We start from the raw sequence: 24,671 nt of genomic DNA, 5'->3' as shown, positions 1-24,671 counted from the left end.
GAACCCGGAGGATCAATTGGTTGCTATCTGGGCGCCGATCGTCGCATGATGTGTCGCGTGATTCAACCCCTCGGTTCCGCCGCCCGCGCCGCACTGCCACCATGGACACCCGCGGCGGACCGGCCGCCGGGACCGACCGTGGAAGAGGCAGGCGCGCGATGACAGCGACGCCCTCGGGGCCGCTGCCCCGCTCCCAGCAGGGAGCCGAGCCCCAGCTGCTCCTGACGTCCCTGCTCGGCGACTTCTGGTACTGGCGCGACGAGCACATCCCGTCGGCCGCCCTGGTGCAGCTGCTCGGCGAGTTCGACATCAGCCCGGCGAGCGCGCGGGCCGCGATCCGCCGGCTGGCCGCCCGCGGCCTGCTCACGGTGTCGCGCAGCGGCCGGACGACGGCCTACGGCATCCCCGCACGGACGTCCGAGGTCATCATCGAGCGCACCCAGCGGATGCTGACCTTCGGCACGACCGCCCCCGAATGGGACGGCCGGTGGACGGTGGTCACCTTCTCCGTGCCGGAACAGGATCGCGGGCTGCGCACGGCGTTGCGGTCGCGCTTGCGGGTCCTGCGGTTCGCGGCGCTGTACGACGGCGTCTGGATCAGCCCGCACGACCTGGCCGAGCCCGCGCTCACCGCGCTCCGCGAACTGGACCTCCGCACCGCGACGGTCTTCCGCGCCACCGAGGTCCCCGGCCCGGCCGCGGCGGTCACCGCGTTCGACCTCGAGCCGCTGGCCCGGGAGTACGAACAGTTCGTCGAACGCTACGAAGATGTGCTCACGGGTCTGGACGCGGGCCTGATCAGCCCGGCCCAGGCGTTGCGCACCCGCACCGAGCTGCGCGTGGACTGGCGCCGGTTCCCGGAGACCGACCCGGACCTCCCGGCCGAGCTGCTCCCCGCCGACTGGGCGCGCGACCGGGCCCAGAAGGTGTTCCTGCAGATCTACGACCGCCTCGGCCCCCTGGCCGAGCTGCGCTTCCGGCAGGTGCTGGCCGCCACCGACCCCGAACTGGCCGAGCTGGCCACCCACCACGACTCGGTGAAGGTGGCGGCGCTGTTCGCCGACCTCGGCGACCGCCACCCGGCGGGCGACACCCCGTTCGAGCAGGCCGCCGAGGCCCGCCGCCTGGACGACGCGCGCCACCGGTAAGGCGGCGGTTCTCAGGCCGGGCGTCCCGGCCAGGACGTCGATACCCGGCCAGGTCACCGTGCGACGGCCGCGCAGTCCAAGCCCACGGCCGACATCCGGAATTCCAGCACCCGCGACGAGGTGCGGGGCTGGGCCCGGTCCAACTCCGCGGCGGCGTACGCACCGGGTGCCGTGTGGACGGGGGCGGACCAGGCCTCCCTCCGGCCGGCCGAGCACGTGGGTGTCGTACGCCGGCACGTCCGGAAGACCACGTTCCGTGAGACTGCAGCGCGACTGCAGTGAACACTGCCACGCTCTGGATCACCGCGAACCGGATCAATGACAGGGGGAGTTCACGATGACCAGCACCACAGCCGGGCGCCAGGATCGAGCTACTGCCAGAAGTTCACTCGGTCGACTGACGGTGGCCGCGGTCGTGGCCGGGCTCGCCCTGGTCGGAGCGCCGGTCGCCACCGCCGCACCCGCCACCGCCGCACCCGCCACGGCCACTGCCGACCCGTCCAGCCCGATCGACCCGATCCTCCGCTACGGCGCGACCTACGCGCTCGGCACGCTGCGCTGGCACCAGCGATCCGTCGACGTCGACTACTCGTTCAAGGCCAGCTACTGCCGCCGTCTCTACGCCTACGCCTACGACGCCAACTGGAAGCGATGGCCGGCGAGGAGCACCAGCTTGCACTGCAACGACGTGTCCACCGACACCATCAACGTGCCCGTCGACATCCCCGGCGGCCCCATCTACGTCGACCTCTGCTTCAAGGACGAAACCGACACGGCCCACCTGGCCTGTGAAGGGTACGTCCACCCCTGACCGCGGTACCGCGGCCGCCGACGACAGCCGAACACCGAGCACGCGAACACGAGGGGAACCCCATGCGCAGTGTGAAAGCCGCGGTCCTGGCCGCGACGATGATCGGAACGTTCTCGATCGCCCAGGTGCCCGCGAGCGCGGCACCGGTGGGGATCCAGGCCTCCTACGGTGGCACGACCATCGACCTCGGCAAAGGCTGGAAGGACGCCCAGGTCTGTGCCGAGTTCGCGGTGGGCGACGTCCGCTGCTTCCGGACCCCGCAGGACTTCGCGGCCACCTCGGGCGAGTTCGGCATCGCCGCGGCCGAGGACTGCAAGTACACCTGGGTGTGCCTCTGGGAGAACATCGACCACACCGGCCGCCGCCTGCAGTGGAACGCGTCGGGGACGAAGAAGCTGGCGGACTGGGGCTTCCGCGACCAGGCCAGCAGCGCCGCGCTGCACCGGCCGCAGAGCGGCGCCACCCTGGTCAACTACGTCACCGCGCTGCCGGACCAGCACGCGTACCTGGCCGCGAACGGCATCTACTCCGACTTCCGCAGCTTCGGCTGGAACGACAAGGCCGACGAAATCCAGGTCGGGTGACGATGGCCGACGAGATGGTCAGACGGGCGCAGCGGTTCGTCAACGACGTCTACAGCAGCCGCATCGGGATGACGGTCGAGGAGGACGGCCTCACCAAGTGGGAGGTCATGTACGCCCTCACCCGCGCCCTGCAGTGGCACCTGGGGATCTCACCCGTGTCGAACAGCTTCGGGCCGACGACGCTGGCTACGCTGACGTCGAAGTACCCGAAGCTGAACTTCGGCACCATGCCTTCGGCGGACTTCTGCCGGATCATCCAGTCGGCGCTGTACTGCAAGGGCTACGACGGCGACGGGATCAACGGCGCGTACGGTCCGCGCGTCCAGGCCGCGGTGACGAAGCTCAAGGAGGACATGGGCGTCGGGACGGTGTTCCCCGGCAGCGACCTGACACCGAAGGTGTTCAAGGGACTGCTGACCATGGACGCCTACGTCGACGTCGGCTCCGGTTCGCCGACGGTCCGCGAGATCCAGCAGTGGCTGAACGGACGGTACATCGGCCGCCGCGACTTCTTCGTCATCCCCTGCGACGGCCACCATTCGCGCGACGTCGCCAAGTCCGTCCTGTTCGCGATCCAGTACGAGCTGGGCATGGCCGACGGGACCGCCAACGGGGTGTTCGGCCCCGGGACGCAGGCGGGTTTGAAGCAGCACCCGGTCTCGCTCGGCGACACGGGGATCTGGGTGTGGCTGTTCTCAGCGGTGATGGCGTTGAACAAGCGGCCGGTCGACTTCACCGGCACGTTCGATTCCTCGGTGGGCGCCGCCGTCCGGGAGTTCCAGTCGTTCGCGAAGCTGACGGTGTCCGGCACCGGTGACTTCCCCACCTGGGCATCGCTGCTGGTCTCCTACGGCGACCAGACCCGCACCGGCGAGGCGTGCGACGGCGTCACCCGGATCACCGCTTCCCGCGCGGCGACCCTGAAGGAACAAGGGATCAAGTACGTCGGCCGCTACCTCACCGCGTTGAGCACGACCTCGTTGCCGGAAAAGCCGATCCAGGAGGGAGAGCTGGAGACCATCGCGGCCGGCGGCCTGCGGTGCTTTCCGATCTACCAGACGTTCGGGCGGGACGCGGCGAGCTTCACCTACGCGGCCGGCCGGGCCGCGGGCTACGCCGCGATGAACGCCGCGCGGGACCACGGGTTCAAGAACGGCACACGGATCTTCTTCGCGGTCGACTTCGACGCGCTCGACGGAGAGGTGACTTCGCACGTCCTGCCGCACTTCAAGGGCATCGTGGATTCCGTGGCGGACGCCGGCAACCCGTACCTGGTGGGGATCTACGGGCCGCGCAACGTGTGCTCGCGGGTCGCGGCCGCCGGGCACTCGACAGCGAGTTTCGTGTCGGACATGTCCTCGGGGTTCTCCGGCAACCTGGGCTACCCGCTGCCCGAAGACTGGGCGTACGACCAGATCGCGACGCGCACGATCGGGATCGGCGACGGCCGGATCGAGATCGACGTCGACATCGCTTCGGGCCGTGACTCCGGACAGGGCTCGTTCGACCCGCCACGCAAGGTGGTGCCGGACACCCGGCTGGCGGCGGAGGTGTATCCGGCGCTGGAACTCGACGTCGGCAAGTACATGGAGTCCATCGGGTTCCCGAACAACGGCGGCACGCGGAAGTTCGCACACTGGAAATGCCTGCAGACCACCGTGCTTGACCACGACGACGTCATCACCGAGCTGTCGAACCGGTACACCATGCGCAAGGCGCTGATCCAGGCGTCGGCGTACTGGGAGATGCGGCACTGGGACGCGATCGACGACGGCGTCGACGCGTTGGTCGAGGGGTACCACAACCGTCCGCCGGGTGTCCCCCCGCCGCCGGACGCGCCCAGGGACTCGTCGACGGGCATCGCCCAGATCTTCGGGGCCACCGCGATCCTGGCGTGGAACCACTGCATCACCAAGGGGGTGGCGTCCGGCACGATCCGGGACACGGCCGCCGACGACGACATCTACGCGGCTTGGAAACAGGTCAAGGACGACGAGGAGTACGCACTCCGGACCGTGGCGATGATCCACATCTGGGACGCGGACGGCAAGCCGGGCGGCCAGAACCCGCCGGAAGGCGAAACGGTGCTGCGGCCCGTCGCGTTGAACTACACCGAGCGGGAGATCTTCGAGGTGCTGCGCCGCTACCAGGGCTGGGGAGCGGAGGCGGAGGAGCACGCGGGGCAACGCATGGCGCTGTACCACATCCTCGAGAAGTACAACGGCATCTCGCGGCACCTATGAGCAGGGAGGAGCACAGGTGACAACCTTGCGACGCCGGACGTTCCTCATCGCCGCGGCGGTGACCGGAGCAACGGTGGTACTGCCGCCCACATCAGCGGGCGCCGGAACGGACGAGGCGATCGGGCGCCGGGAAGCGAACCCGGACGGCGTGCTGACCGGAGCTCGATCGCACAACGGCTGGGAGATGGAGGAACTCGCCGACGGCCGCGGAAACATCCACACGCGCCCGGTACCGGGCACGCCGTTGTCCGGAGTGCCCCTGCGCATCGGCTTCGTGGCTGCGGTGCTGGCGCACGTCGTCCACCGGTTTCACTGCGACGTGGACGAACTGCGCGATGGTGACGTAGCGGGTTGGCGCCCTCCGGCCACGGTCAAGCCGGCGCTGCCCGAGTCGAACCTGGCTTCGGGCACCGCGGTCAAGATCCGTCCGGGGCACTACCCCGCGGGGTCCCGCGGCGGCTTCTACCCGCCGCAGGTCGTGGCGATCCGCACGATCCTCGCGGACCTGGGAGGCGTCGTACGCTGGGGCGGGGACGACAACCCCGTGGACGAGGCGTTGTTCTACATCGCGGTCAGGCCCGTGGACCGCGAGCTGCCGCGAACCGCGCTCCGAGTCCGTCCGTTGTAACGGTTCCTGGCCGCCGCGGGTCAGTTCCGGGTCCACTGCTGGTTGGCGCCGTGGTTGCAGGTCCACACGATCACCTTGGTGCCGTTGGCCGTTCCGGCGCCGGAAGCGTCCAGGCAGAGTCCGCTTCGGACGTTCGTGATCGTGCCGTCGGCGGCGGCGTTCCACTGCTGGGCCGTCCCGCCGGCGCAAGCGCCGATGACCGCCGTCGCCCCCGGCGAGGTGCCGTCGGCGCCGAGGCACTTGCTGCCGTAGACCTGCAGTTGCTTGCCGTCGGTGAGCGTCCACCGCTGGTTGGCCCCGCTGTTGCAGTCCCACAGCGCCACCTGCGTGCCGTTCGCCTGGGACTGGCCGGGTACGTCCAGGCACCGGCCGGCGTTGACGTTGACCAGCCGGTACGTCTGCGGGGGCGGCGTCCCGCCCGAGGGGCCGAGCGGGCAGCTCGCCTGGTACTCGGAGATCCCCCGCATGTCGGACAGCGACGGGCACAGGAGCGGCGCGTAGCGGGTGTCGGCGTCCATGAACACCTTCAACCACACCATCATCACCCGGGCGAAGGCGCCGGAATTCCCGCCGCCGCCCCCGGCGGGGAAGCCGTGGCCCTCGCCGGCGATCTCGGGGTAGGCGCGCTGGGTGGTGGGCGGGACGGTGGCGTAGGCGCTCGCCAGGTACGACGGGGTCACCGTCGTGTCGGTCTGACCGCCGAACAGCACGGTGGGGATCTTGATGCCGGACAGGTTTCCGCCGGGCACGTAGGGAGCCATCCCGACGGCGGTCAGGAGAGCCGGCCGGCGGGTCCCCGCAACCAGTGCACCGCCGCCGCCCATCGAGTGGCCGCCCACCGCGAGCCGGTTCCGGTCGACCCGGTCCCGCACCGGGCTGCTCGTCACCAGCCAGTCCAGTGCGGCGAGCAGCTGGTCCGCCCGGGCGTCGGCGTAGTCGTCGAGGCTGTTGGTCTCGATGCCGACCACGACGAACCCGAAGGAGGCCAGCCGCGGGCCCAGCCACGCGTACCACCGCCATTCCGTGCCGTAGCCCGGCGCGATCGCGATGGCCCCGAAGGTGCCGGCGCTCGTGTCCGCCGGGTAGTACACGACCCCGCCGCCGAACCCGTTGCCCTTCGGCACGGTCGTCTGCGCCGTGGCGAACGTGCCGTGGTCGGCCGCGACGCCGGCCGGGGTGGGATCCGGTCCTCGCTGGTACGGGTTGTCGGCCGCCGACGCCGGCGCGACGGTCGTCAGCCCGAGCACGATCGCGAGCACGGCCAGGAGCCCCGCGCCACGTCGCCGGAGATGGGGCCGCATCGGGGGTCCTCCTCGTCGCGGGCTGCCGTGGTCACTGCGCGGCCGGGACGGTCCACTTCTGGTTCTGGCCGCCGCTGCAGGTGCCCAGCCGCACGGCCGTCCCGTTGGCGGTCGAGCCGGCCGCGGCCTCGAGGCAGAGCCCCGACTGCGTCCCGGTCACCGTGCCGTCGGCGTTGCTCCGCCACTTCTGGTTGGCCCCGCCGTGGCACGCCCAGATGATCACCGCCGTGCCCGGGGTGGTGGCGCCGCCCTCGGCGTCGAGGCAGCGCAGCGTGTCGCCGGAGTAGACCGTCAGCTCGGCGGCGGCGGTGGCGGTCCACGTCTGGTTCGTCCCGCTGTTGCAGTCCCACAGCTGCAACCGGGTGCCCTGCGTCGTCGACCGGGCCGGCACGTCGAGGCACCTCCCCGCGGCGACCGAGCGCACCGGGCCGCTGCGGGTTCCGGTGCTGCCGCCGTTGTCGAGGCCGAGGAAGGAAATCGCGTACGCGAGCATCCCGGCCTGCGGCAGGGTGTGACCGGTGCCCGAGACGACGATGCCTTCCACGGGAGCGTGGCTGCCGGTGTCGCCGTAGCGGTTGCGGGTCCAGGACGACTGCGGCCGGTCGGTGGCCGACGGAGTCTGGTTCAGCCCGTGGAGGGCGGTCCACTGCTTGATCTCTTCGCCGTAGTTCGGGTAGGCCAGCGTCGTGTCCTGGTCGCCGTGCCACAGCTGCATCCGGGGGTAGGCGCCGGTGTAACCCGGGTACATGGCGTGCGCCTGATCGGCCCACTGCTGGGCGGACTTGACGACGTTCCCGCCGGCGCACTGGCTGTTCCACAACGAGCCGTCCGCGGTCGCGAAGCACCCCGCAGGCACGCCGGAGAACGCGACGCCGGCGGAGAACACGTCCGGGTATTCGGCGGCGAGGACGTTCGTCATCATGGCCCCCGAGGAGAAACCGCTGACGACGATGCGGCCCGGGTCCACGTTGTAGTGCTGCCGGGCCCACGCGACCATCGACATGATCCCGGTGGAGTCGCTGCCGCCGTTGCGGGTCAGGCCCGCCTTCGTGGAGACGTCGAAGCAGTGCCCGTCCCGGGTGGCCTCGGGCACGACGACGACGTAGCCGTACCGGTCGGCCGCCGTCGCGTAGTCGTGCCCGTTGCCGTTGAAGATCGCGCCCGCCGAACCACCGCAGTAGTGGACGAGCACGAGCAGCGCCGGTTTCGCCGCCAGCGAGTCGGGCGCGTACACGTACATGCCGAGGTTGGTGGGATTGGTGCCGAAGTCGGTGACCCTGGTCAAGGAGGCGGCCGCGGCGGAACCGGCGGTCAGGAATGCGGCCACAACGGTCAGCGGCACCAGCAGGACCACCGCCAGCAAACCGCGGATCACCCGTTTCATCGACATTCCTCCGCCCTCGTCGCCGGATCCACCGGCCGACAGGAATGCCACGATAAGAGTGGTCGCCCGACAGGTCAACGATCATGCGATCGCTGGTGAAAGTTACTTGTCCCGAACGATTTCGCCCGCCGGCCTTCCGCCGGAGAAATCGTCGATACCGGCAACGAAAATTTCGGGACGGCCCTTCTTCGCACCTCATCGGAAATGTGGAGCGCCGTTGTCCCGTCGTCTCCATCCGGGCGGTGGCGGCCCCGGGTCGCTCGAACCCGGGGCGCCTCCCCCGGTCACCAGCCGACGGCGACCACCAGCCACTGCGGGTCCCCGTGCGAGACGAACGAGGACTGAGCGGCCACATCGTCGTACGGGAAGCCGTAGGCGAGGTGGTTGATGCCGTGGTCGTGCCAGAACTTCGCGTAGTAGTTCGCCGGCGCCGCCTGGTAGTACCGCGACGGGTCCTGCCACTGCGACTGCGGCAGGTGGGCCGTGTGCCGGTTCAGCGCCGCGCACATGTCGGGGTTGCCGGCCAGTGATCCGGCGCAGCCGGTGATGTTCGACGTGGGCTCGTTGACTCCCACCGACTGGGCGTAGGAGGTGAAGTAGTTCGCGTACTTGCCGCCGGTGCGGAAGTCCGGAGCGCTCCCCGGCGCCGGGATGCGGTACGGCGCGTTCACCGTCGCCAGGCCCTTGAACTCCGTCGGCACCTCGGCCTGGAACTTGGCGAACGTGGCCGAGCGGTCCTCCTGGAACGTCTGGTAGTCGTCGCCGACCTGGACGTCGTAGCCGTCGTGCGCGTGCAGGCGCATGGCCAGCTTCAGCGCGAACGCGTCCACCCGGGTGGTGTTGCCGTTGAACACGTCCGGGCCGACGGTGAACTCGATGAAGTCGGCGTACTGGCCGTTCGGCGTGCCCAGGTAGAAGTACATCCGCCCGGCCGAGTTGGCCGGCATGTCGATGTACGGCTGCTCGGCGATCGAGTGGGTCTGGCCGCCGAAGTTCCAGTACACCTGGCTGTCCGGGTACTTGCCGTTCGTCCGGTTGAGCACCTTGACCGTGAGCACGTTCCGCGCGGCCGGGATGCTGCTGGTGTCGCCCCAGAAGGAGTCAGGCGGGACGCCGGCCCCGGGCTGGGTGGTCCCGCCGCCGGTGCCGATGACCTGGAACTCCCACAGCGAGACGCCGTAGGTGGTGGCCCGCGCGGTCGCGTACAACCGCACGTACCGCCCGGAACCGGTCACGTTCAGGGTCTGCGTGCCGCCGGTTCCCACGGTCGTCTGGTACACAGTGGACCAATCGGATCCGTTGTCGGACAGCTGGATCTGGTACGCCGTCGCGTAGGCAGCCTCCCAGCGCAGCACGACCTGGCTGACGGTCGCGGCGCCGCCGAGGTCGATCCGGATCCACTGTGGATCGCTGAACTGCGACGACCAGCGGGTGCCGGTGTTCCCGTCCACCGCGGCGGTCGCGGGGGTGCCGGCGTTCTCCACCGACGACGCGGTGACCGCTTTCCCCTGGGAAATCACCGTGTCGGCGGCACTCGCCATCGGGACGGCGAGGCCGAGCGCGGCCACCGCGAGGGCGGCCGCGAGGATCGCCGAGCGGGTGCCGTGGCGACGGCGCCGCGGCAGGATGGTTCTGGACATGGTTCCTCCCTGGCTGGCCAAGCGGCGGACCCGCCGCCGGTGAGACGGCGTGGTCCGGCTCGTCCTGAGCGCCGGGCGGATGCCCTGATGGGCCGGCGGGAACGATCGTCAAGAAGGTTCATACCACCGCACCCGGCTTGTCAACCCTTGACAGATCCGCACCGTCCGGCGATCCTCGGAACCGGTTCCATCTCGAACCTCTGACTCCCGGGTGAGCCGGCCGACGGATCACCGCCGGGGCCCCACCTCGCCGACCGCGACGAGGAGCCGCCGGAGCTCGCGCCGGTCCCGCTCGCCGAGGTTGGCCAGGACCCGGTCCTCCGCCTCGGCCACCTCGGGCTCGAGCCGTGCCAGCATGGCCGCGCCCGCACGGGTCAGCGTGGCGGGCAACGACCTCCCGGCCGGCACCGTGGCGGGCCGCGTCACCAGGCCGCGCTCCTGCAGCTCGCGGACCACCTTGTTCATCGCCTGCGGCGACACCTGGGCCTCGCGGGCCAGCTGGGCGTTGGACTTCGGCGACCGCGACAGCATCCGCAGGCAGAAGTACTCCGGCGCCGCCAGCTCCGACGGCTCGAGCACGGTGGCGGCCACCTCGGCGCGCAAGGCCGACGTCACCCGGTGCAGCAGGTAGCCGAGCGGCTCGTCGCGGACGCTTTCCATGTCAACCATGTTGACATATATCAACCTGGTTGACACTCTGGGCCGCATGACGAGCTCACCGCGTGACGCACTGTTCGAATCCGCCTATCGGCGCCAGGCGCCCGAGATGGGGCCGGGCCTGCGCCCGCCGTGGAGCCTCGGCGAGCCGCAGCCCGAGATCGCCGCGCTCATCGACGCGGGCGCCTTCCACGGTGAAGTCCTCGACGCCGGCTGCGGCGAGGGCGCGACGTCGCTCCACCTCGCCGAGCGGGGCTTCACGACGGTCGGCTTGGACCTGTCGCCGACCGCGATCGAGCTGGCGCGCGCGGAAGCCGCCCGGCGCGGCTTGGCCGCCGCCGGCTTCGCGGTCGCGGACATCAGCACGTTCACCGGCTACGACGGTCGTTTCGGCACCATCGTCGACAGCACGCTGTTCCACTCGATGCCGGTCGAGGCACGCCGGGGGTACCAGCAATCGATCGTGCGCGCCGCGGCGCCCGGCGCGTCCTACTTCGTGCTGGTGTTCGACAGCGCGACCGTGCCCTCGGGCAAGGTCAACCCGGTCTCGGCGGACGAGCTGCGGGAGGTGGTGGGCGCTCACTGGGCGATCGACGAGATCCGGCCGGCCCGCATCCACGCCGCCGTTCCCGAAAACTTCCCGAACTTCTCGGACTTCGCCGGCAGCGACGTCCGAGACGAGGGCAACGGCCGCAAGTCGGCACCCGCCTGGCTGCTGTCGGCACACTTGCCCCGGCCGTGACGTCGTGCCGGGTCCACGCCGGTGAACGCCCTCGTGCCGGGCGGCGGCGGACCCGTCGGTGCGTCGTGGGAGGCCGCCCTGCTCCACGAGCTCGGGTCGGCGGGGCTCACGGTGTCCGGGAGCGACCTCGTCGTGGGTACCTCCGCCGGGTCGGTCGTCGGCGCCTGGCCTACTACCGGTCGCCCGCCGACCTGCTCGACGTGCGGTTCGTCGAGGCCGCCCTGGAAACCGGCGCCCGCCGGGCGCAGGAGGTGGCCACCGACGTCGTGAGGTGGTGGAGGCCGGCCTGAATCATCCGGTCAGCGGCTTAGTTTGGAAAGTAACTTTACTAACCGGGCTCCAGCCGGTAGTGTTCCCGGCACCGCCGCCTTCACGCAGTCCTGGTGAACAACCAGTCAGCCATGGAGGAGCTTTGCGCAGACCGGCCATCGCCCCGGCCCTCACCGCCGGCAGGAATCCCCGCAGCCGCTGACTTTTCAGCCGCTCGCTGCCACCCCATCGACGCTTCGCGAGCGTCTGCCGCGGCCGCAACCGGCAGGCGTCTTCCCACGTCTTCTCGGAGGTTTCTTTGTCACGCCACAAAACCGCCGCGGCCGTCGCGGTCTTCCTGTGCGCCACCATCGGCGTCGCCGGGCCGTCGTGGCCCGCCGGCGCCGCGCCCGGTCCGGGTGCGCTGACCGCCCTCGACACGTCGGTGAACAACCGCGCGGCACCGGTGCCGGGCCTGTACGACTGGAGCAAAGCCGGTTTCCGCGGTGGGCAGGACCTGCCCGGCGCCGGCGCGGTGAACCCGAGCGCGAGCTGCCGGATCACCGCGAACCAGCTCGCCACCACCTACCAGGTCAAGCCGGACGACGGCGTCGACGACACCGCCGGCATCCAGGCGGCCATCGACAAGATCCACACCTCTTGCTCGCCGTCGGCGAACTATGGCAAGCTGAGCCTCATCTCCTTCCCGGCCGGCACGCTGAACGTCACGCGCGAGATCCACGTCGACGCGAACTACCTGATCCTCCGCGGCGCCGGCATGGACCGGACGAAGTTCCTCTACCGGCCCGACAAGAACACCGAGTACGACGTCGTGACACCCGACGGCGACCAGTGGGACCAGCACGAGATGAACTACGAGGACGGCTCCGGCGGCTGGCTGTGGCCGGGCCGTGGCTTGTTCCGCGTGCAGTCGCGCGGTGTCGACCCGAGCTACGCCAGTCAGTACCGGTCCGCGCCGGCCAACCGCAAGGACATCTTCGAAGGCACGATCAACGTGCACTGGAAGGTGGGCGCGAAGCTCCGCGACAAGCCCGGCGACAAGGGTTTCGCGGCCCGCACCGGCGACCGGACCGTCTACCTCGCCACCAGCGCCAAGACGACGAACATGAAGGTCGGCGGCTTCATCAACATCCGGGCCGCGAACACCATGAAGTTCTACCAGTCGATGAACGCGGTGCCCACGACGTGGCCGCTGCAGAACCTGCACATGCGCCAGCAGTGGTTCACCATCACCGCCGTCGACTCCGGCAACCACACCGTCTCCCTCGACAAGCCCCTCGAGTACGACGTCCCGGTCGATTCCACTTCGGACGGTTCCGCGCCGATCGACGGGACGACCTACGCGTCGAAGGCGGCGCCGATCGTCGACCCGGTCGTCGGGGTCGGCTTCGAGGACTTCTCCTTCGGCCAGGCCACGCCCCCCGGCGTGACACCGGAGCAGGCCAAGGACAACTACGGCAACCTCGCGCCGAGCCTGGCCATGCACGGCATCGTCTTCAAGTGGGCGGCCAACTCCTGGGTCCGCGGCATCCACGCGAGCATGACCGGCTCGCACCCGATCGTCACCGAGGAGGCCAAGAACCTCCAGATCGTCAACAACGAGCTGGACGGCTCGTGGAACAAGGGCAAGGGCGGTAACGGCTACTTCCGCGGCTCCCGCGTGTGGGACTCGCTCTACGCCGGCAACACCACCCGCGACCTCCGGCACTTCACCTTCCAATGGTCGGCGTCAGGCAACGTGGTGATCGGCAACGACATCGACTCCGACTTCAACATCCACGGCGGCTACGAACGCAACAACCTGTTCGAAAACAACACGAACAAGGTCTCCTACGCCCACCGTTCGGGCAACTGCACCGCGCACTGCGGCGACGAAGGCGGTGACGCCCCGGACGACTCGAGCTGGTTCCCGATCTACTGGTCGACGGGCCAGAAGGCGGTCAAGTGGTCCGGCTCTTCGGGCCCGCGCAACGTCTTCTTCAATAACACGATGACCAAGCAGATCACCGCGGGCGCGACGGACACGCCGTACTACGCCGACCACACGAAGATCTACCAGTTCGGCTGGGACGGCTCCGCGTTCCACCACCTGGACGTGGGCGGCAAGCCGATCACGGACTGGGCCCACAACGAACAACGCGACTACACCCACGGACACGGCGTCGACGACACGAAGACCAGCACGGCGAAGTCCCTGTTCCTGAAGGGCATCGGCTGAGAGGAACCGCGCCGTCAGCCGCGCTTCACGGTGATCGCCGCGAAGCGCGGCTGCCCCTCCTGGCCGATGTCGGGCACCCGGAGCACGCACACCGCTCCGGCCACGCTCAACACGGCGAGGCAGGCGAACATGGCGAAGAACCCACCGGCCGCGAGGAGGGCCGGCGCCACGAAGGGCACCACCGCGACCGGCAGGGTGCTCGCGATGTTGAGCACCGCGAAGTCCTTGCCCGCCGATTCGGGGTCCGGCAGCATCTGCAGGCAGAGCGCGAAGTCCGTGGCAGCCCGGCGGCGAGCACGACCCCGCCGGCGAGCACGAACGGCTTCTGCCGCCGGATCCGGTCCGAGAGCCAGCCGGTCAGCCAGGCCGTCACGGCGACGCAGGCGATCCCGATCAGCGTCAGCAGGAAGATCACCCCCGGATCCGCGTCGGCCGCGACCGCGAACCGCTGGGTGAACACGAAGGCCAGGGAACCGCACCGCCCACGCCCAGCCGAACGCGGGGTGCTTGCGCGGGCTCACCCAGTACGAACGCAGGATCACCGCCGGGTTCAGTCGCTCGCCGGCCGGTGCTCGGTGCTGCGGATCCCGCACGAGCAGCACGGTCACGAGCACGCCCACCGCGCTCAGCGCGCCGACCACGGCCCACTGCAGCCAGGCCACGGCCGGGAGCGCGCTCACCGCGGCGAACCCCGCGACCGGGCCGGCCGGCGCCACGAACGCCACCACGCCCCATGCCGCTCCGTGCCGCTCCGGAGCCACCTGGTCGGCGGCCAGCGCAGCGCTCGCGGCGAGCTGGAACATCACCCGCGTCGTGACGAGCGCCCAGCCCAGCGCCACCTGCCAGACCTCGGTCGTCCAGCCCAGGACCACGAGCACGATCGCCGCGCCGAGCCCGCCGGTGAGGATCCCGGTGCGGCGCCGGCCGAACCGGGCGGCCGTGCGGTCGCTGAGCCGCCCGCCGAGCGGGTTCGCCAGCAGCCCCACCAGGCCGCCGATCCCGGTGACCAGGCTGAACGCCGAGGTCGCCCCGGCACCGGCGATCGCGGTGAGGTGGGTGACCAGCAGCAGGTTCATCGGCACCGCGATGCTGGTGTACCCGGCGGCGTTCGTGCCGACGAGTGCGCCGATGAGGCGCCCCTGCCCGGTGGCGGGGGTGGCCGTCGCGGTGCGCGGGACCACCGCGTCGGGGATCATCGCCGGCTCGCTTCGACGATCTCGAGGATCGCGTCGCGGACGATCTCCGGATCCTCCTGCGGGATCAGGTGGCCGGTGCCTTCGACCACGCGAACGCGCCCCTTCGGAGGCAGAGCGTCGGCACGTCCGGCGTTCCGGCCGCTTGGAGGCGTCGCATCGTCGCCAGCGCCGGAACGATCTGCGCGGCCTCGCGGCGGCCCGCCCGCATCGCGCGAACGCAGGCGTAGTCCCGGAACATGATGTCCACATCGGACGCTTCGATGGTGCTGGAGACACGCGGCACGGTCCGGAGCAGGTTCCGCCCGCCGAGGCGCGCGAGCAGCACCAGGACACCGAAGGACCAGGCCGCGAGCCGGGCTTCGCGCGTACCCATGATCTCAGCGACGGTCGCGTCGACGAAGACCAGACCGGCGACGCGGTGCGGATGGCGTTCGGCGAACAGCCGGATCACGGGCCCGCCCCAGCTGTGCCCGACGAGGACGGCGGGCCGGGTCTCCCCGAGGCCGTCGAGGAGGCCGGCGAGGTCGTCCGCGAGCCGCTCGAGCGTGCGGTCCCGCGGGTCCGGATCACTCCCGCCGTAGCCGGCCCGGTCGTAGGCCAGCGTGCGGGTGTGCGCGCTGACCTCGCGCTGGGTGTGCACCCACGACGCGGCGGGCGCGCTCATCCCGGCTTCGAAGACGACCGGCGGCCCGTCGCCGCCGCCCGCGGTGACGGCCCGCAGCCGCCGTCCGCCGGGCAGCGCGACGAACTCCTCGGTCAGTCCGCGGCCGGGGTCGAGGTGGCTGGGTCTCGGGTGCGTTTTCATCGGTGTGGCCTTTCACTGGTCCCAGCAGGACGGGTGGACTTCGCTCCACGGAGCCGAACGTTCGAGCTGTGCGGCCAGCGCGAGCAGTGCCGCGTCGTCGTGTCGCCGTCCGACGAGCTGCACGCCGTGCGGCAGGCCGTCGCCGTCGAGGTGCGACGGCAGCGAAACCGCGGGCCGGCCGGTGAAGTTGGCCCACGGTGTCGGGGCCGACCAGGCCAGCATCGTGTCGGCGACCGCCGGCACCTCACCGGCGTGGAAGTGCCCGATCGGGACCGGTGGCCCGTTCGTCACGGCCCCAGATCCCGCAGCAGCACCGCGGTGCGTTCCACGGCCCGGACCGCTTCCGGGTGCTGCCGGACGTCCTCCAGCCCCGAATCGGTCCAGGCGGCGATGCGCAGTGGCCGCGCGGGAGGCCGCTCGACCGCGTCGGCGAAGCTGCCGCCCGGCCACCAGCGGTCTAGGGCCTGTATCGAAGTCGTCTCGGGCTGGTGAGCTGGTGTTGGGCGTGTCGGTGGCCGACATGGGTGAGGTCTCCGGTAGTTGGTTCGTCGACCAAGAAGAACCTGAACACCGGAGACCTCGTGGACACCTTAGCGGCGACGAGGCGGTTCGACCTGACCGACGAGCAGTGGGCAGCGCTGGAGTCGTTGTTGCCCGTGCCGTCGCGGCCGGGTCGGCCGTCGTTGTGGAGCAGACGGCAGTTGATCGACGGGATCCGGTGGCGGGTGCGCACCGGCGCTCCGTGGCGGGACATGCCGGACGGGTATGGGTCCTGGGCAGCGGTTTATGGCCTGTTTCGGCGGTGGCAACGTGCCGGTGTCTGGCAGCAGATTCTGACTGCGTTGCAGGCTCTGGCCGAGGCGGCGGGCGGATCACGTGGGATGTCAGCGTGGATTCCACGATCGCGCGGGCGCATCAGCATGCGGCGGGGGCGCGGAAAAGGGGGAGCTGCAGGCCGAGCCGCCAGGTGGGGTCACCGTCGAGCCGGAGGATCATGCGTTGGACCGGTCGCGGGGCGGGTTGACCACGAAGCTGCATCTGGGGTGTGAGCAGGGGCAGAAGCCGTTGTCGGTCGTGCTGACCGCGGGACAGCGTGGCGATAGCCCGCAGTTCGTTCCGGTCCTGGCCGGGATCCGGGTGCCCCGTCCGGGCGTTGGCCGGCCGCGGACACGTCCTGATCGGGTGCTGGCGGACAAGGCTTACACCTCGAAAGCCAACCGCGCTCACCTGCGCGGTCGCGGGATCAAGGCAACCATTCCGAGCAAGTCCGACCAGGACGCGCACCGCAAGGCCAAGCGGTCGAAGGGCGGCCGACCACCAGCCTTCGACCCCGAAATCTACAAGCAGCGGCACGCGGTGGAGTGCGGCATCAACCGGCTCAAACGCCATCGCGGCGTGGCCACTCGCTACGACAAGCTCGCGGTTCGGTACGAGGCCACCGTGCACGTCGCCGCGATCAACGAGTGGCTCTGACCCACTTCGATACAGGCCCTAGATCGCCGGACCACGGTTGCGCCATGACGTCCAGCAGCAGGGCGGCGTCCGCGACCGTCCGGGCGAGGGGCCCTTCGACGGTGGTGGCGGTCGACGCGGTCGGCGGCACCGACGAGCTGACCAGCCCCGGCTGGGTTTGACGCCGACGAGGTGGCAGGTCGCCGCGGGCGTCCGGGTCGACCCGGCCCCGTCGCCGGCGTGGGCCAGCGGCAGCAGCCCCGCGGCGACCGCGGCGGCGGCACCTCCGCTGGACCCGCTCGCGTAGCGCGTCCGGTCGTACGGGGTGACGGCCGGCCGGCCCGTCACGTCGCTTTCGGTGTAGCAGGTCGCGCCGAACTCCGCGGTGTTCGTCTTGCCGACGAACACCGCACCGGCCTGCCGCAGCAGGCCCACCGTCCAGCCGTCGGCGGCCGGGACGAAGCCCGCGAGCGCGGCGGAACCGAACGTCGTCCGCACTCCCGCCGCCGGGTGCAAGTCCTTGACTCCCAACGGAAGCCCCAGCAGCGGCGCCCGCTCCCCGCGGGCGATCCGCCGGTCCGCGCGCGCGGCCTCGTCGAGGGCGAGGTCCGGCGTGACGGTGGCGAAGGCGCCCAGCTCGCCGTCGAGTTTCTCGATGCGGCCGAGGTAGTGCTCGGTCAGCTCACGGGAGCTCAGGTCGCCCGCGCGCAGGGCGGCCAGTTGCGCCGCGGCGGACACCTCGTGCGGTTCGCCGCTCACGGCGCCACCGCGGTTCCGGTCAGCACCCCGTGGGCCACCGCGGCGAGCGTGTCGAGGTACTCCGGCGTCAGCGGCTGCCGGCCCAGCATCCGGCGGTGCATCAGCGGTCCCTCGACCAGATCGGCAACGAGGGACAGCTCGGGCGGTCCGCCGAGCTCGCCGCGCTCCACCGCCCGGGCGATGGCGGTGCGCAGCGGTACACCGCGCCCCTCGGCCATCTTCCGGAACGCGAGCTCGGCGTCGGGGTCGCGGTGCAGATCGGCCATGAGCCCCATGAGCCCGTCGATCCAGGACGAGGACCAGGACGCCGCGAAGTCCTCGACGATGGCCCGCAGGTCCGAGCGGAGGGACCCGGTGTCGGGATCCGACACCGGCGGCAGGTGCTCGGCCAGCACGTCGACGACGAGCTGCGCCTTGCCCGACCACCGCCGGTAGACATCGGTGCGGTGCGCGTCGGCCCGCGCCGCGACCTCGGACAGCTTCAGCGCGTCGTAACCCTGGCTCTGCAACAGCGACCACGCCGCCGCCGAGAGCCGCCGTTCGAGCTCCGGATCACGAGGACGACCGGGCATACCGCCTCCATTACGCCACAAGTTGTAGTGCAATGGACGGCCCGGCGGAATAGCGCGGGTGCGCCGCACGTCTGTACACCTGCACGTCCAGGTGCGTTTCACCTGGGACCCCGGCTTCGCGCCGAAAGGCGGGAAAGGGAGAGCTGTGCCTCAGCAGGCCGAGTACCACAAGAACCCGGAAGCCGTGTCGCGGCTGGACGCGGAGCAGTACCGCGTGACCCAGCAGGACGGCACGGAACGTCCGTTCGCGAACGCGTATTGGGACAACCACGAGCCGGGCATCTACGTCGACGTCGTCTCCGGCGAGCCGCTGTTCGCTTCGGTCGACAAGTACGACAGCCGGTCCGGGTGGCCGAGCTTCACCAAGCCGATCGTCAAGGCGAACGTCGTCGAGCGGGAAGACTTCAGCCACGGGATGATCCGGGCGGAGGTCCGCTCGCTGCACGGGGACAGCCACCTCGGCCACGTCTTCGACGACGGCCCGCTCGACAAGGGCGGCATGCGCTACTGCATCAACTCCGCGTCGTTGCGGTTCATCCACCTCGACGACCTGGAAGACGCGGGCTACGGCGCCTACCGCACCCTGTTCACCGGCGACACCGACAGTCAGTGACGACGCCGGCGCGCGACACGATCTCGGCCCCGGTCGAGATCGTCGCGCTGCTGGTCTCCTCCGCACACGCCTTCGAAGGCCGTCCCGCGGACGGCCCGCGGCCCGACCCCGAACCCGTCGAGCGCGACGAGGTGACCGTGCGCGCCGGGCTCGGGCTCGTCGGTGACCGGTACTTCAACCAGCCCGCCCACCGCCGGGCCGCCGTCACCCTCTTCGCCGCCGAATCACTCGACACGCTGGCCCACGACCTCGGCCTCGCCGCGGTGCCGGACCCGCACCTGCCGCGCCGCAACATCGTCGTGCGCGGATTTCCCGTCGACGAGCTGGCCGCGCCGCGCGGCGGCAGCGGAGCCGTCTTCGGCCTCGACTCCGGAGCGGGCGAAGTCCGGTTCCAGGCCTACCGCCCGGCCCACCCCTGCGCCTGGATGGACGTGGTCCTGGCGCCCGGCGCGTTCCGCGGCCTCCGCGGGCACGGCGGCGTGCGCTGCGTCCCTCTCGACGACGGAATCCTGGGGCTCGGCCCCGCAACCCTCACCGTGGCGCGCTCCCCCGTGGCCTGACCAGCTTCCGCGGCGATGGGTGCGGTCGAGCGCCGCGACCACGAAGACGGCGGCCGGACTAGGTGGTCATCACCGCCCGCCGGACGGCGTCCCGCAGCAGGGCGCGGCGTTCGTCGTGCCGGTCGTCGGGCTCGTCCGCGGTCGCCGCGTAGACGTTGCTGACCGGCGACCACGCCATGGACATGGCGATGACCACGGCCATCACGTCGAACGGGTCGCCCGGCCGCACGAGCCCGCCGGCTTGCGCCGCGGCGATCGCGCGCAGCTTCTCGTCATCGAGCCGATCGGCCTCCGCGACCAGATGACCGGCCGGCCGCCGCTCCAGGCGAGCCCACGTGGCCAGGCGGATCAGATCGGGGCGGCGCAGGTATTCGTTGTAGAGGCGCACGGCCCAGTCAGCGAGATCGGTGGCGTCGATCGGGACGACGTTCACGATCCGCTCCAGCGAAGCGAAGAAGATCGCGTCGAACAGCCCGTCCTTGCTGCCGAAGTACGCGTACAGCTGCGCCTTGTTGGTCCGGGCCGCGCTCACGACGCGGTCGATGCGGGCGCCCGCGATCCCGTACTCGGCGAACTCCCGGGTCGCCGCCTCGAGGATGCGGTCACGCGTCGCGGTGCCACGGGCGGTCGTGGGCTGGTCGGCCATGGGGCGACCTTACCAAACAGAACAGTTGGTTTGCTTTACCGCGACCTCGTCGCTACGGTGAAATAGACCGAACAGTCTGTTTGCTAATGGAGAAGACATGCGGATGACCACGGCATGGGGCGCGGACGGCGACGGCAAGGTATTGCGGCAAGTGCGGGTGCCACGGCGGAACCTGCGCCCGGACGACATCGCGGTCCGCGTCGACCACTGCGGTGTCTGCCACACCGACGTCCACTCCCTCGACGCTCATTCCGAGGGCCTGCTGGTGCCGGGACACGAGTTCACGGGAGTCGTGACCGAAGTGGGGTCCGGGGTCACGACGTTCGCCGCCGGCGACCCGGTCGCCGTCGGCAACATCGTCGACTCGTGCGGCGGGTGTGTCATGTGCGAGGCCGGTCAGGAGAACTTCTGCCGCGAGTTCCCCACGCTGACCTACGGCGGCACCGACCGTCAGGACGGCTCGACGACCTCGGGCGGGTACGCCCGCGAGTACGTCGTCCGCGACCGGTTCGCCTACCGCCTGCCCGCCGGGCTCGATCCGGCGGGCGCGGCGCCGCTGCTCTGCGCCGGGATCACCGTGTGGGAGCCGTTGCGCAGTCTCGGAGTCGGGAAGGGCACCCGGGTCGCGGTCGCCGGCCTCGGCGGGCTCGGGCACCTCGCGGTCAAGTTCGCCGTCGCGCTCGGCGCGGAGACGACGGTCATCAGCCGGACCGCGGACAAGGCCGCCGACGCCCGCAGGCTGGGCGCCGGGGACGTCGTGGTGTCCACGGACGCGGAACGGATGGCCGCCACCCAGGGCCGGTTCGACGTGGTGCTCGACACCATCTCCGTACCGCACGAGCTCGGCCCGTACCTCGGGCTCGTCGCCCTGGACGGAACCCTCAGCCAGCTCGGCCACCTCGGCCCCGTCACCGTCCGGACGATGGACCTGCTCGTAGGCCGCAAGAAGCTGACCTCGGCCGGCAGCGGCGGCCGCCCCGCGACCGCCGCCATGCTGGACTTCTGCGCCGAGCACGGCGTCACCGCCGACGTCGAGGTGCTCCCGTCGGCACAGGTGAACGAAGCCCTCGATCGGTTGCGGCGCAACGATGTGCGCTACCGCTTCGTGCTGGACCTCTCCGATCTGCCGACGTCGGCAGCCTGATCCGCGCGGTTCCGGCGGGCAGCGGCTCCGTCAGGACGGCGCCGGGGACGGGATGAACGAAGGTGCGGAATCCGGGATCTCCGGCTCGACCGGGTGCTCCGGCTCGGCCTCGCCGCCGAACCGGGCCCGCAGTTCCTCGACGCCGCCGGCGATCTGGCTCAGCTGGGTCAGCACCGCCTCGTGGGCGGCCCGGATGGCGGCGGCCTCCTCTTCCGCGCGGGAAACGATGAGTTCCGCGTCCCGCTGCGCGGCCCGCTCGGTTTCCGCGCGGGCGATTTCCGCCTCGGCCGCCGTCTTCTCCGCCGCCGACAGCAGCTTTTCGCTCTCTTCGCGAGCCTGTTTCTTGATTTCGGCCGCCTCGGATTTCGCGACCTGGAGGATCTTTTCGATCCGTTTGCCCAGCCCGGCGGCCCCGTCCGCTTCCGGGTCTCGGGGCGCCGGCACCTGCGCTTTGGCCAGTCGGCGCTCCGCGACCCGCCGCGCTTTTTCGTGCCGGTCCACCCGCTTCTCGGCGACCCGCACGTACTCGTCCACCTGCCGACGGTCGTATCCCCGCAGGACGATCGGGAATCGGACGTCGGACTCCGGCAGCGTGGCGGTTTCGGAATCCGTGTTCTCCATACACCGAGTGTCGGCACGATCAAGACAGCGGGCAACCCGGAACCACCCGGCCACCTGCCACGCAACACCCTTTCAGGGAAACCGTCCGCCACCGATGTTTCCGGTGACGCGCAAAGGCAACGAAGAGCATTCACCCGAAAGCGGCATTCCGGCAGGCGAACGCGGCGATCCGACCCGGCGAGCAAGCAAGCAGCGCTCCCCCGCCACGTCGACCGGTGCCGCGTCCTCCGCCCCCGGGCACCCGTCGTAGTGTCCCGCGTCACAGCACCACTTAGTCATGATCTATGACTATCATGTATTTTGACTACATACGGATCGCAGGCTGAGGAGCTGACGATGTCGGTCATCGAACTGACCACCTTCACCGTGGCACCGGAGAACACCGAGGCGATGCTGGCCGCGCGCCCCGGGATGGTGGCGGCGTTCCGGGAGGACCGGCGCGGCTTCCTCGCCGCCCGGCTGGTCCGCCTCGACGAGCGGACGTGGCTGGACTTCGTCGAATGGACCGACGACGCCGCGTGGGACGAGTCGAAGGCCAAAGGCGCCAACCGGCCCGCCATCGCGGCCTTCTTCACGACGATCGACACGCTGGTGAGCGCCGAGCGCGGTGTCCGCTACGACGACGCCGAAGACGGCTCCCGCAAGGTCCGCACCGTCGCCTACGGCCCCGAGCCGTCGCAGGTCGGTGAGCTGTATCTGCCCGAGGGCGAGGGCCCGTTCCCCGTCGTCGCCCTCGTCCACGGCGGTTACTGGAGCGCCATGTGGGATCGCCGCCAGATCACCGGCGTCGCCGACGACCTCGTCGGGCGCGGATACGCGGTGTGGAACGTCGAGTACCGCCGGATCGGCGAGCCGGGCGGTGGCTGGCCGGGCACCTTCCTCGACGTCGCCGCCGCGATCGACGCTCTCGACGGCATGGACCCGGCTCTCGACACCGGCCGCGTCGTGCTGCTCGGCCACTCCGCGGGCGGACACCTGGCGACGTGGGCCGCCCACCGCGGCGCGCTCCCGCCGGAGGCGCCCGGCGCCCACCCGAAGATCACGCCGGCCGGCGTGGTCGAGCTGGCCGGCGCGCTCGACCTCGGGGCGGCCGACGCGGACGGCTTCGGGAAGGTCCTCGCCGACCCCGGCGCCGAACCGCCGAAGGACGCACCCGAGCCCGCCCGGCCCGAAGCGTGGGCGGGAGTCGCGGAGGCCGTCGGCGACGGGATCCTGCCGCTGCTGGTGGGCGGGCACCTCGCCGCCGTCCCGGAGCACTACGCCTGGACGTCCCCCTTGGAGCTGGCCGGCGCCGGCGTCCCGGTCCTCGCCGTGCACGGCACCGCCGACGAAGCCGTTCCCGCCGAGTGGAGCCGCCGCTACGTCGAGAAGGTCGTCGCCGAGGGCGGCAACGCTCGCTACGTCGAGGTCGAAGGCGGCACCCACTTCGACGTCGTGCAGCCCGGCCACCCCGTCTGGCGGGAAGTCACCGGCTGGATCCACGAAACCGTCACCGCGGCGGAGAAGGCGTGAACCACGAGGAGATCTTCGAACAGGCGTGGGCGGCGCCGGGCACGACGCCGGTGGAACTGCCGCCGGTGGCCGTCAACGACGTGCTGCGCGAGCGCTACGACGTGCGGCCGCCGTTCGACTACACCGGCGCGCAGCTGTGGGACATGGAGGTCCGCAAGGCCGCGGCGCCGGACAAGTACATCCCGACGGTCGTGAAAGCGGGCAGCGCCGAGAAGTTCCCGAGCGTGCGTCACGGCCGGTTCGAGGACTTCACGCGCGTGTCCGAGCAGCGGCTGTGGGCCGCCCCTTCGCGGTTCGCGACGATCATCGAGCACGTGCGCCTCGACCACGAGCACCGCCGCGCGTTCTTCATCGGCGCCGAACGCTTCGAAGCCCCGGACGGCCGGGTCTTCACCGCCGGCGCCGGGCAACCCCTGTTCCACGTCGAGCACTCCGTCGCCGGCGCGGAGGACGCCCCGCTCAATCTCTGGCGCATCGTGCACCTGACCAGCGCACCGGACCAGTCCCTGGTGGACGCGTTCGACGAGCTGGCGAACGAGCGCTACCTGCGGGTGTTCATCGAAGTCCACCTGCGGGAGGACCTGGGACGTGCACTCGAACGGCGAAGCTGATCGTTAAGCTGTCGGCGGCGAGCAGCGATGAGGAGCGGCGGATGGTCACCCGGGCGGAACGCAACGCGACGGATCCCGACCTGGGCGTCCTCGCGGGCCGCCTGCTGTTCGCCGTGCAGCGCGAGCTGTTCTCGACCCTGGCCGAGCGGGGCTTCGACGACCTGAAGCCCCGCCACGGCGCGGTGCTGGCCTACGTCGACCCGGACGGGGTGCGAGCGACCGACCTGTCCAGGCTTTCGGGCCAGCACAAGCAGAACATCGGCATCCTCATCGACGAACTGGAGTCGCTCGGCTACGTCGAGCGGCGCCCCGACCCGCACGACCGCCGGGCGAAGCTCGTCTGCCCCACCGAACGCGGGCTCGCCCAGATGCGCACCGCGGACGCGATCATGGCGGAAATCCAGCACCGGCACGCCGAACGCCTCGGCGACGAGGAGTACGCACGGTTCAAGCACCGGCTGATCGACATCACCGAGCACCAGCGCGCCCGCAACGCCTTCCGCGACGACGCGTTCTGACCGGTTGTCGATGCCGCCGCCGCCCTGCCGCGCAGG

Annotated in this window: 24 protein-coding genes and 1 pseudogene; 14 read left to right on the top strand and 11 right to left on the bottom strand. The window is 70.8% G+C overall.

The features are described from left to right. Positions 1–158 precede the first annotated feature (158 nt). The 5 genes from H5965_RS21925 to H5965_RS21905 all read left to right on the top strand — a co-directional run bounded on the left by H5965_RS21925 (position 159) and on the right by H5965_RS21905 (position 5,414). The gene (locus tag H5965_RS21925) at positions 159–1,148 is read left to right on the top strand and encodes a PaaX family transcriptional regulator C-terminal domain-containing protein (RefSeq protein ID WP_310971908.1); all 990 of its coding nucleotides are present in this window, start codon (positions 159–161) and stop codon (positions 1,146–1,148) included. Between the two features lie 403 nt (positions 1,149–1,551). Beyond that, the gene (locus tag H5965_RS21920; protein ID WP_310971907.1) at positions 1,552–1,959 is read left to right on the top strand and encodes a hypothetical protein; all 408 of its coding nucleotides are present in this window, start codon (positions 1,552–1,554) and stop codon (positions 1,957–1,959) included. A gap of 62 nt (positions 1,960–2,021) precedes the next feature. Then, positions 2,022–2,543 (top strand): peptidase inhibitor family I36 protein, encoded by a 522-nt coding sequence (locus H5965_RS21915; RefSeq protein ID WP_310971906.1) that lies wholly within the window; start codon positions 2,022–2,024, stop codon positions 2,541–2,543. A gap of 2 nt (positions 2,544–2,545) precedes the next feature. Further along, entirely contained in the window at positions 2,546–4,786 is a 2,241-nt protein-coding gene (locus H5965_RS21910) for a glycoside hydrolase domain-containing protein (protein WP_310971905.1), read from the top strand. A 16-nt stretch (positions 4,787–4,802) separates the two neighbouring features. Further along, positions 4,803–5,414 carry a M15 family peptidase gene (locus H5965_RS21905; protein ID WP_310971904.1) on the top strand — a complete coding sequence of 204 codons (612 nt, stop codon included), beginning with the start codon at positions 4,803–4,805 and terminating at the stop codon, positions 5,412–5,414. 20 nt (positions 5,415–5,434) lie between these two features. On the opposite strand, the gene H5965_RS21900 is transcribed toward H5965_RS21905, so the two are convergent. The 4 genes from H5965_RS21900 to H5965_RS21880 all read right to left on the bottom strand — a co-directional run bounded on the left by H5965_RS21900 (position 5,435) and on the right by H5965_RS21880 (position 10,399). Next, complete coding sequence (locus tag H5965_RS21900; protein ID WP_310971903.1) at positions 5,435–6,715, bottom strand: RICIN domain-containing protein; 1,281 nt, start codon at positions 6,713–6,715, stop codon at positions 5,435–5,437. A 31-nt stretch (positions 6,716–6,746) separates the two neighbouring features. Next, a complete protein-coding gene (locus H5965_RS21895; RefSeq protein WP_310971902.1) occupies positions 6,747–8,099 on the bottom strand; it encodes a PHB depolymerase family esterase in 1,353 nt (450 codons plus the stop codon). Between the two features lie 284 nt (positions 8,100–8,383). Beyond that, a complete protein-coding gene (locus H5965_RS46200; protein ID WP_396136923.1) occupies positions 8,384–9,739 on the bottom strand; it encodes a beta-1,3-glucanase family protein in 1,356 nt (451 codons plus the stop codon). A gap of 228 nt (positions 9,740–9,967) precedes the next feature. After that, complete coding sequence (locus H5965_RS21880) at positions 9,968–10,399, bottom strand: MarR family transcriptional regulator (RefSeq protein WP_310971901.1); 432 nt, start codon at positions 10,397–10,399, stop codon at positions 9,968–9,970. A gap of 46 nt (positions 10,400–10,445) precedes the next feature. Here H5965_RS21880 and H5965_RS21875 point away from each other — a divergent pair, with 46 nt between their 5' ends. Together H5965_RS21875 and H5965_RS21870 are read left to right on the top strand one after the other, a co-directional pair. Further along, the gene (locus H5965_RS21875) at positions 10,446–11,138 is read left to right on the top strand and encodes a class I SAM-dependent methyltransferase (RefSeq protein WP_310971900.1); all 693 of its coding nucleotides are present in this window, start codon (positions 10,446–10,448) and stop codon (positions 11,136–11,138) included. A gap of 568 nt (positions 11,139–11,706) precedes the next feature. After that, the gene (locus H5965_RS21870) at positions 11,707–13,626 is read left to right on the top strand and encodes a hypothetical protein (RefSeq protein ID WP_310971899.1); all 1,920 of its coding nucleotides are present in this window, start codon (positions 11,707–11,709) and stop codon (positions 13,624–13,626) included. A 14-nt stretch (positions 13,627–13,640) separates the two neighbouring features. On the opposite strand, the gene H5965_RS21865 is transcribed toward H5965_RS21870, so the two are convergent. The 3 genes from H5965_RS21865 to H5965_RS21855 form a co-directional block, all read right to left on the bottom strand. Continuing rightward, positions 13,641–14,822, bottom strand: a complete 1,182-nt coding sequence (locus H5965_RS21865) for an MFS transporter (protein ID WP_310971898.1) — start codon at positions 14,820–14,822, stop codon at positions 13,641–13,643. Between the two features lie 64 nt (positions 14,823–14,886). Then, positions 14,887–15,627 carry an alpha/beta fold hydrolase gene (locus H5965_RS21860; RefSeq protein WP_310971897.1) on the bottom strand — a complete coding sequence of 247 codons (741 nt, stop codon included), beginning with the start codon at positions 15,625–15,627 and terminating at the stop codon, positions 14,887–14,889. 12 nt (positions 15,628–15,639) lie between these two features. Continuing rightward, positions 15,640–15,918: an amidase family protein gene (locus tag H5965_RS21855; protein WP_310971896.1), complete on the bottom strand. Its 279-nt coding sequence runs from the start codon at positions 15,916–15,918 to the stop codon at positions 15,640–15,642. A gap of 290 nt (positions 15,919–16,208) precedes the next feature. Between H5965_RS21855 and H5965_RS21850 the strand changes: the two are divergent. After that, positions 16,209–17,100 (top strand): annotated as a pseudogene (locus H5965_RS21850) (IS5 family transposase). Positions 17,101–17,118: 18 nt separating this feature from the next. Here the strand turns inward: H5965_RS21850 and H5965_RS21845 are convergent. Both H5965_RS21845 and H5965_RS21840 read right to left on the bottom strand, forming a co-directional pair. Further along, positions 17,119–17,838 (bottom strand): amidase, encoded by a 720-nt coding sequence (locus H5965_RS21845; protein WP_310971895.1) that lies wholly within the window; start codon positions 17,836–17,838, stop codon positions 17,119–17,121. Further along, entirely contained in the window at positions 17,835–18,410 is a 576-nt protein-coding gene (locus H5965_RS21840) for a TetR/AcrR family transcriptional regulator (RefSeq protein WP_310971894.1), read from the bottom strand. Before H5965_RS21840 ends, H5965_RS21845 begins: the two co-directional genes overlap by 4 nt. Positions 18,411–18,555: 145 nt before the next feature. Here H5965_RS21840 and msrB point away from each other — a divergent pair, with 145 nt between their 5' ends. Then, positions 18,556–19,023: a peptide-methionine (R)-S-oxide reductase MsrB gene (gene msrB, locus H5965_RS21835; protein ID WP_310971893.1), complete on the top strand. Its 468-nt coding sequence runs from the start codon at positions 18,556–18,558 to the stop codon at positions 19,021–19,023. Further along, the gene (locus tag H5965_RS21830) at positions 19,020–19,583 is read left to right on the top strand and encodes an MOSC domain-containing protein (RefSeq protein WP_310971892.1); all 564 of its coding nucleotides are present in this window, start codon (positions 19,020–19,022) and stop codon (positions 19,581–19,583) included. Before msrB ends, H5965_RS21830 begins: the two co-directional genes overlap by 4 nt. Before the next feature lie 58 nt (positions 19,584–19,641). On the opposite strand, the gene H5965_RS21825 is transcribed toward H5965_RS21830, so the two are convergent. Continuing rightward, entirely contained in the window at positions 19,642–20,229 is a 588-nt protein-coding gene (locus H5965_RS21825; RefSeq protein ID WP_310971891.1) for a TetR family transcriptional regulator, read from the bottom strand. Between the two features lie 103 nt (positions 20,230–20,332). Between H5965_RS21825 and H5965_RS21820 the strand changes: the two genes are divergently transcribed. Further along, positions 20,333–21,373 (top strand): NAD(P)-dependent alcohol dehydrogenase, encoded by a 1,041-nt coding sequence (locus tag H5965_RS21820; RefSeq protein WP_310971890.1) that lies wholly within the window; start codon positions 20,333–20,335, stop codon positions 21,371–21,373. A 30-nt stretch (positions 21,374–21,403) separates the two neighbouring features. Here the strand turns inward: H5965_RS21820 and H5965_RS21815 are convergent, their stop codons facing one another. Beyond that, complete coding sequence (locus H5965_RS21815) at positions 21,404–21,994, bottom strand: DivIVA domain-containing protein (protein WP_310971889.1); 591 nt, start codon at positions 21,992–21,994, stop codon at positions 21,404–21,406. Positions 21,995–22,330: 336 nt separating this feature from the next. On the opposite strand from H5965_RS21815, the gene H5965_RS21810 reads away from it, so the two are divergent. Genes H5965_RS21810 through H5965_RS21800 form a run of 3 tightly spaced genes read left to right on the top strand, consistent with a single transcriptional unit; the run spans position 22,331 to position 24,635 of the window. Then, positions 22,331–23,506, top strand: a complete 1,176-nt coding sequence (locus H5965_RS21810) for an antibiotic biosynthesis monooxygenase (RefSeq protein ID WP_310971888.1) — start codon at positions 22,331–22,333, stop codon at positions 23,504–23,506. Beyond that, positions 23,503–24,117: a hypothetical protein gene (locus tag H5965_RS21805; RefSeq protein WP_310971887.1), complete on the top strand. Its 615-nt coding sequence runs from the start codon at positions 23,503–23,505 to the stop codon at positions 24,115–24,117. Before H5965_RS21810 ends, H5965_RS21805 begins: the two co-directional genes overlap by 4 nt. Positions 24,118–24,158: 41 nt before the next feature. Then, positions 24,159–24,635: a MarR family winged helix-turn-helix transcriptional regulator gene (locus H5965_RS21800; RefSeq protein ID WP_310971886.1), complete on the top strand. Its 477-nt coding sequence runs from the start codon at positions 24,159–24,161 to the stop codon at positions 24,633–24,635. The last annotated feature ends 36 nt before the right edge of the window (positions 24,636–24,671 follow it).

The sequence above is a fragment of the Amycolatopsis sp. 505 genome (assembly GCF_031625235.1).
Lineage (GTDB): Bacteria > Actinomycetota > Actinomycetes > Mycobacteriales > Pseudonocardiaceae > Amycolatopsis.
Note: the sequence above shows the minus strand (reverse complement) of the source record. Positions and strands in the feature narration are given on the sequence as shown.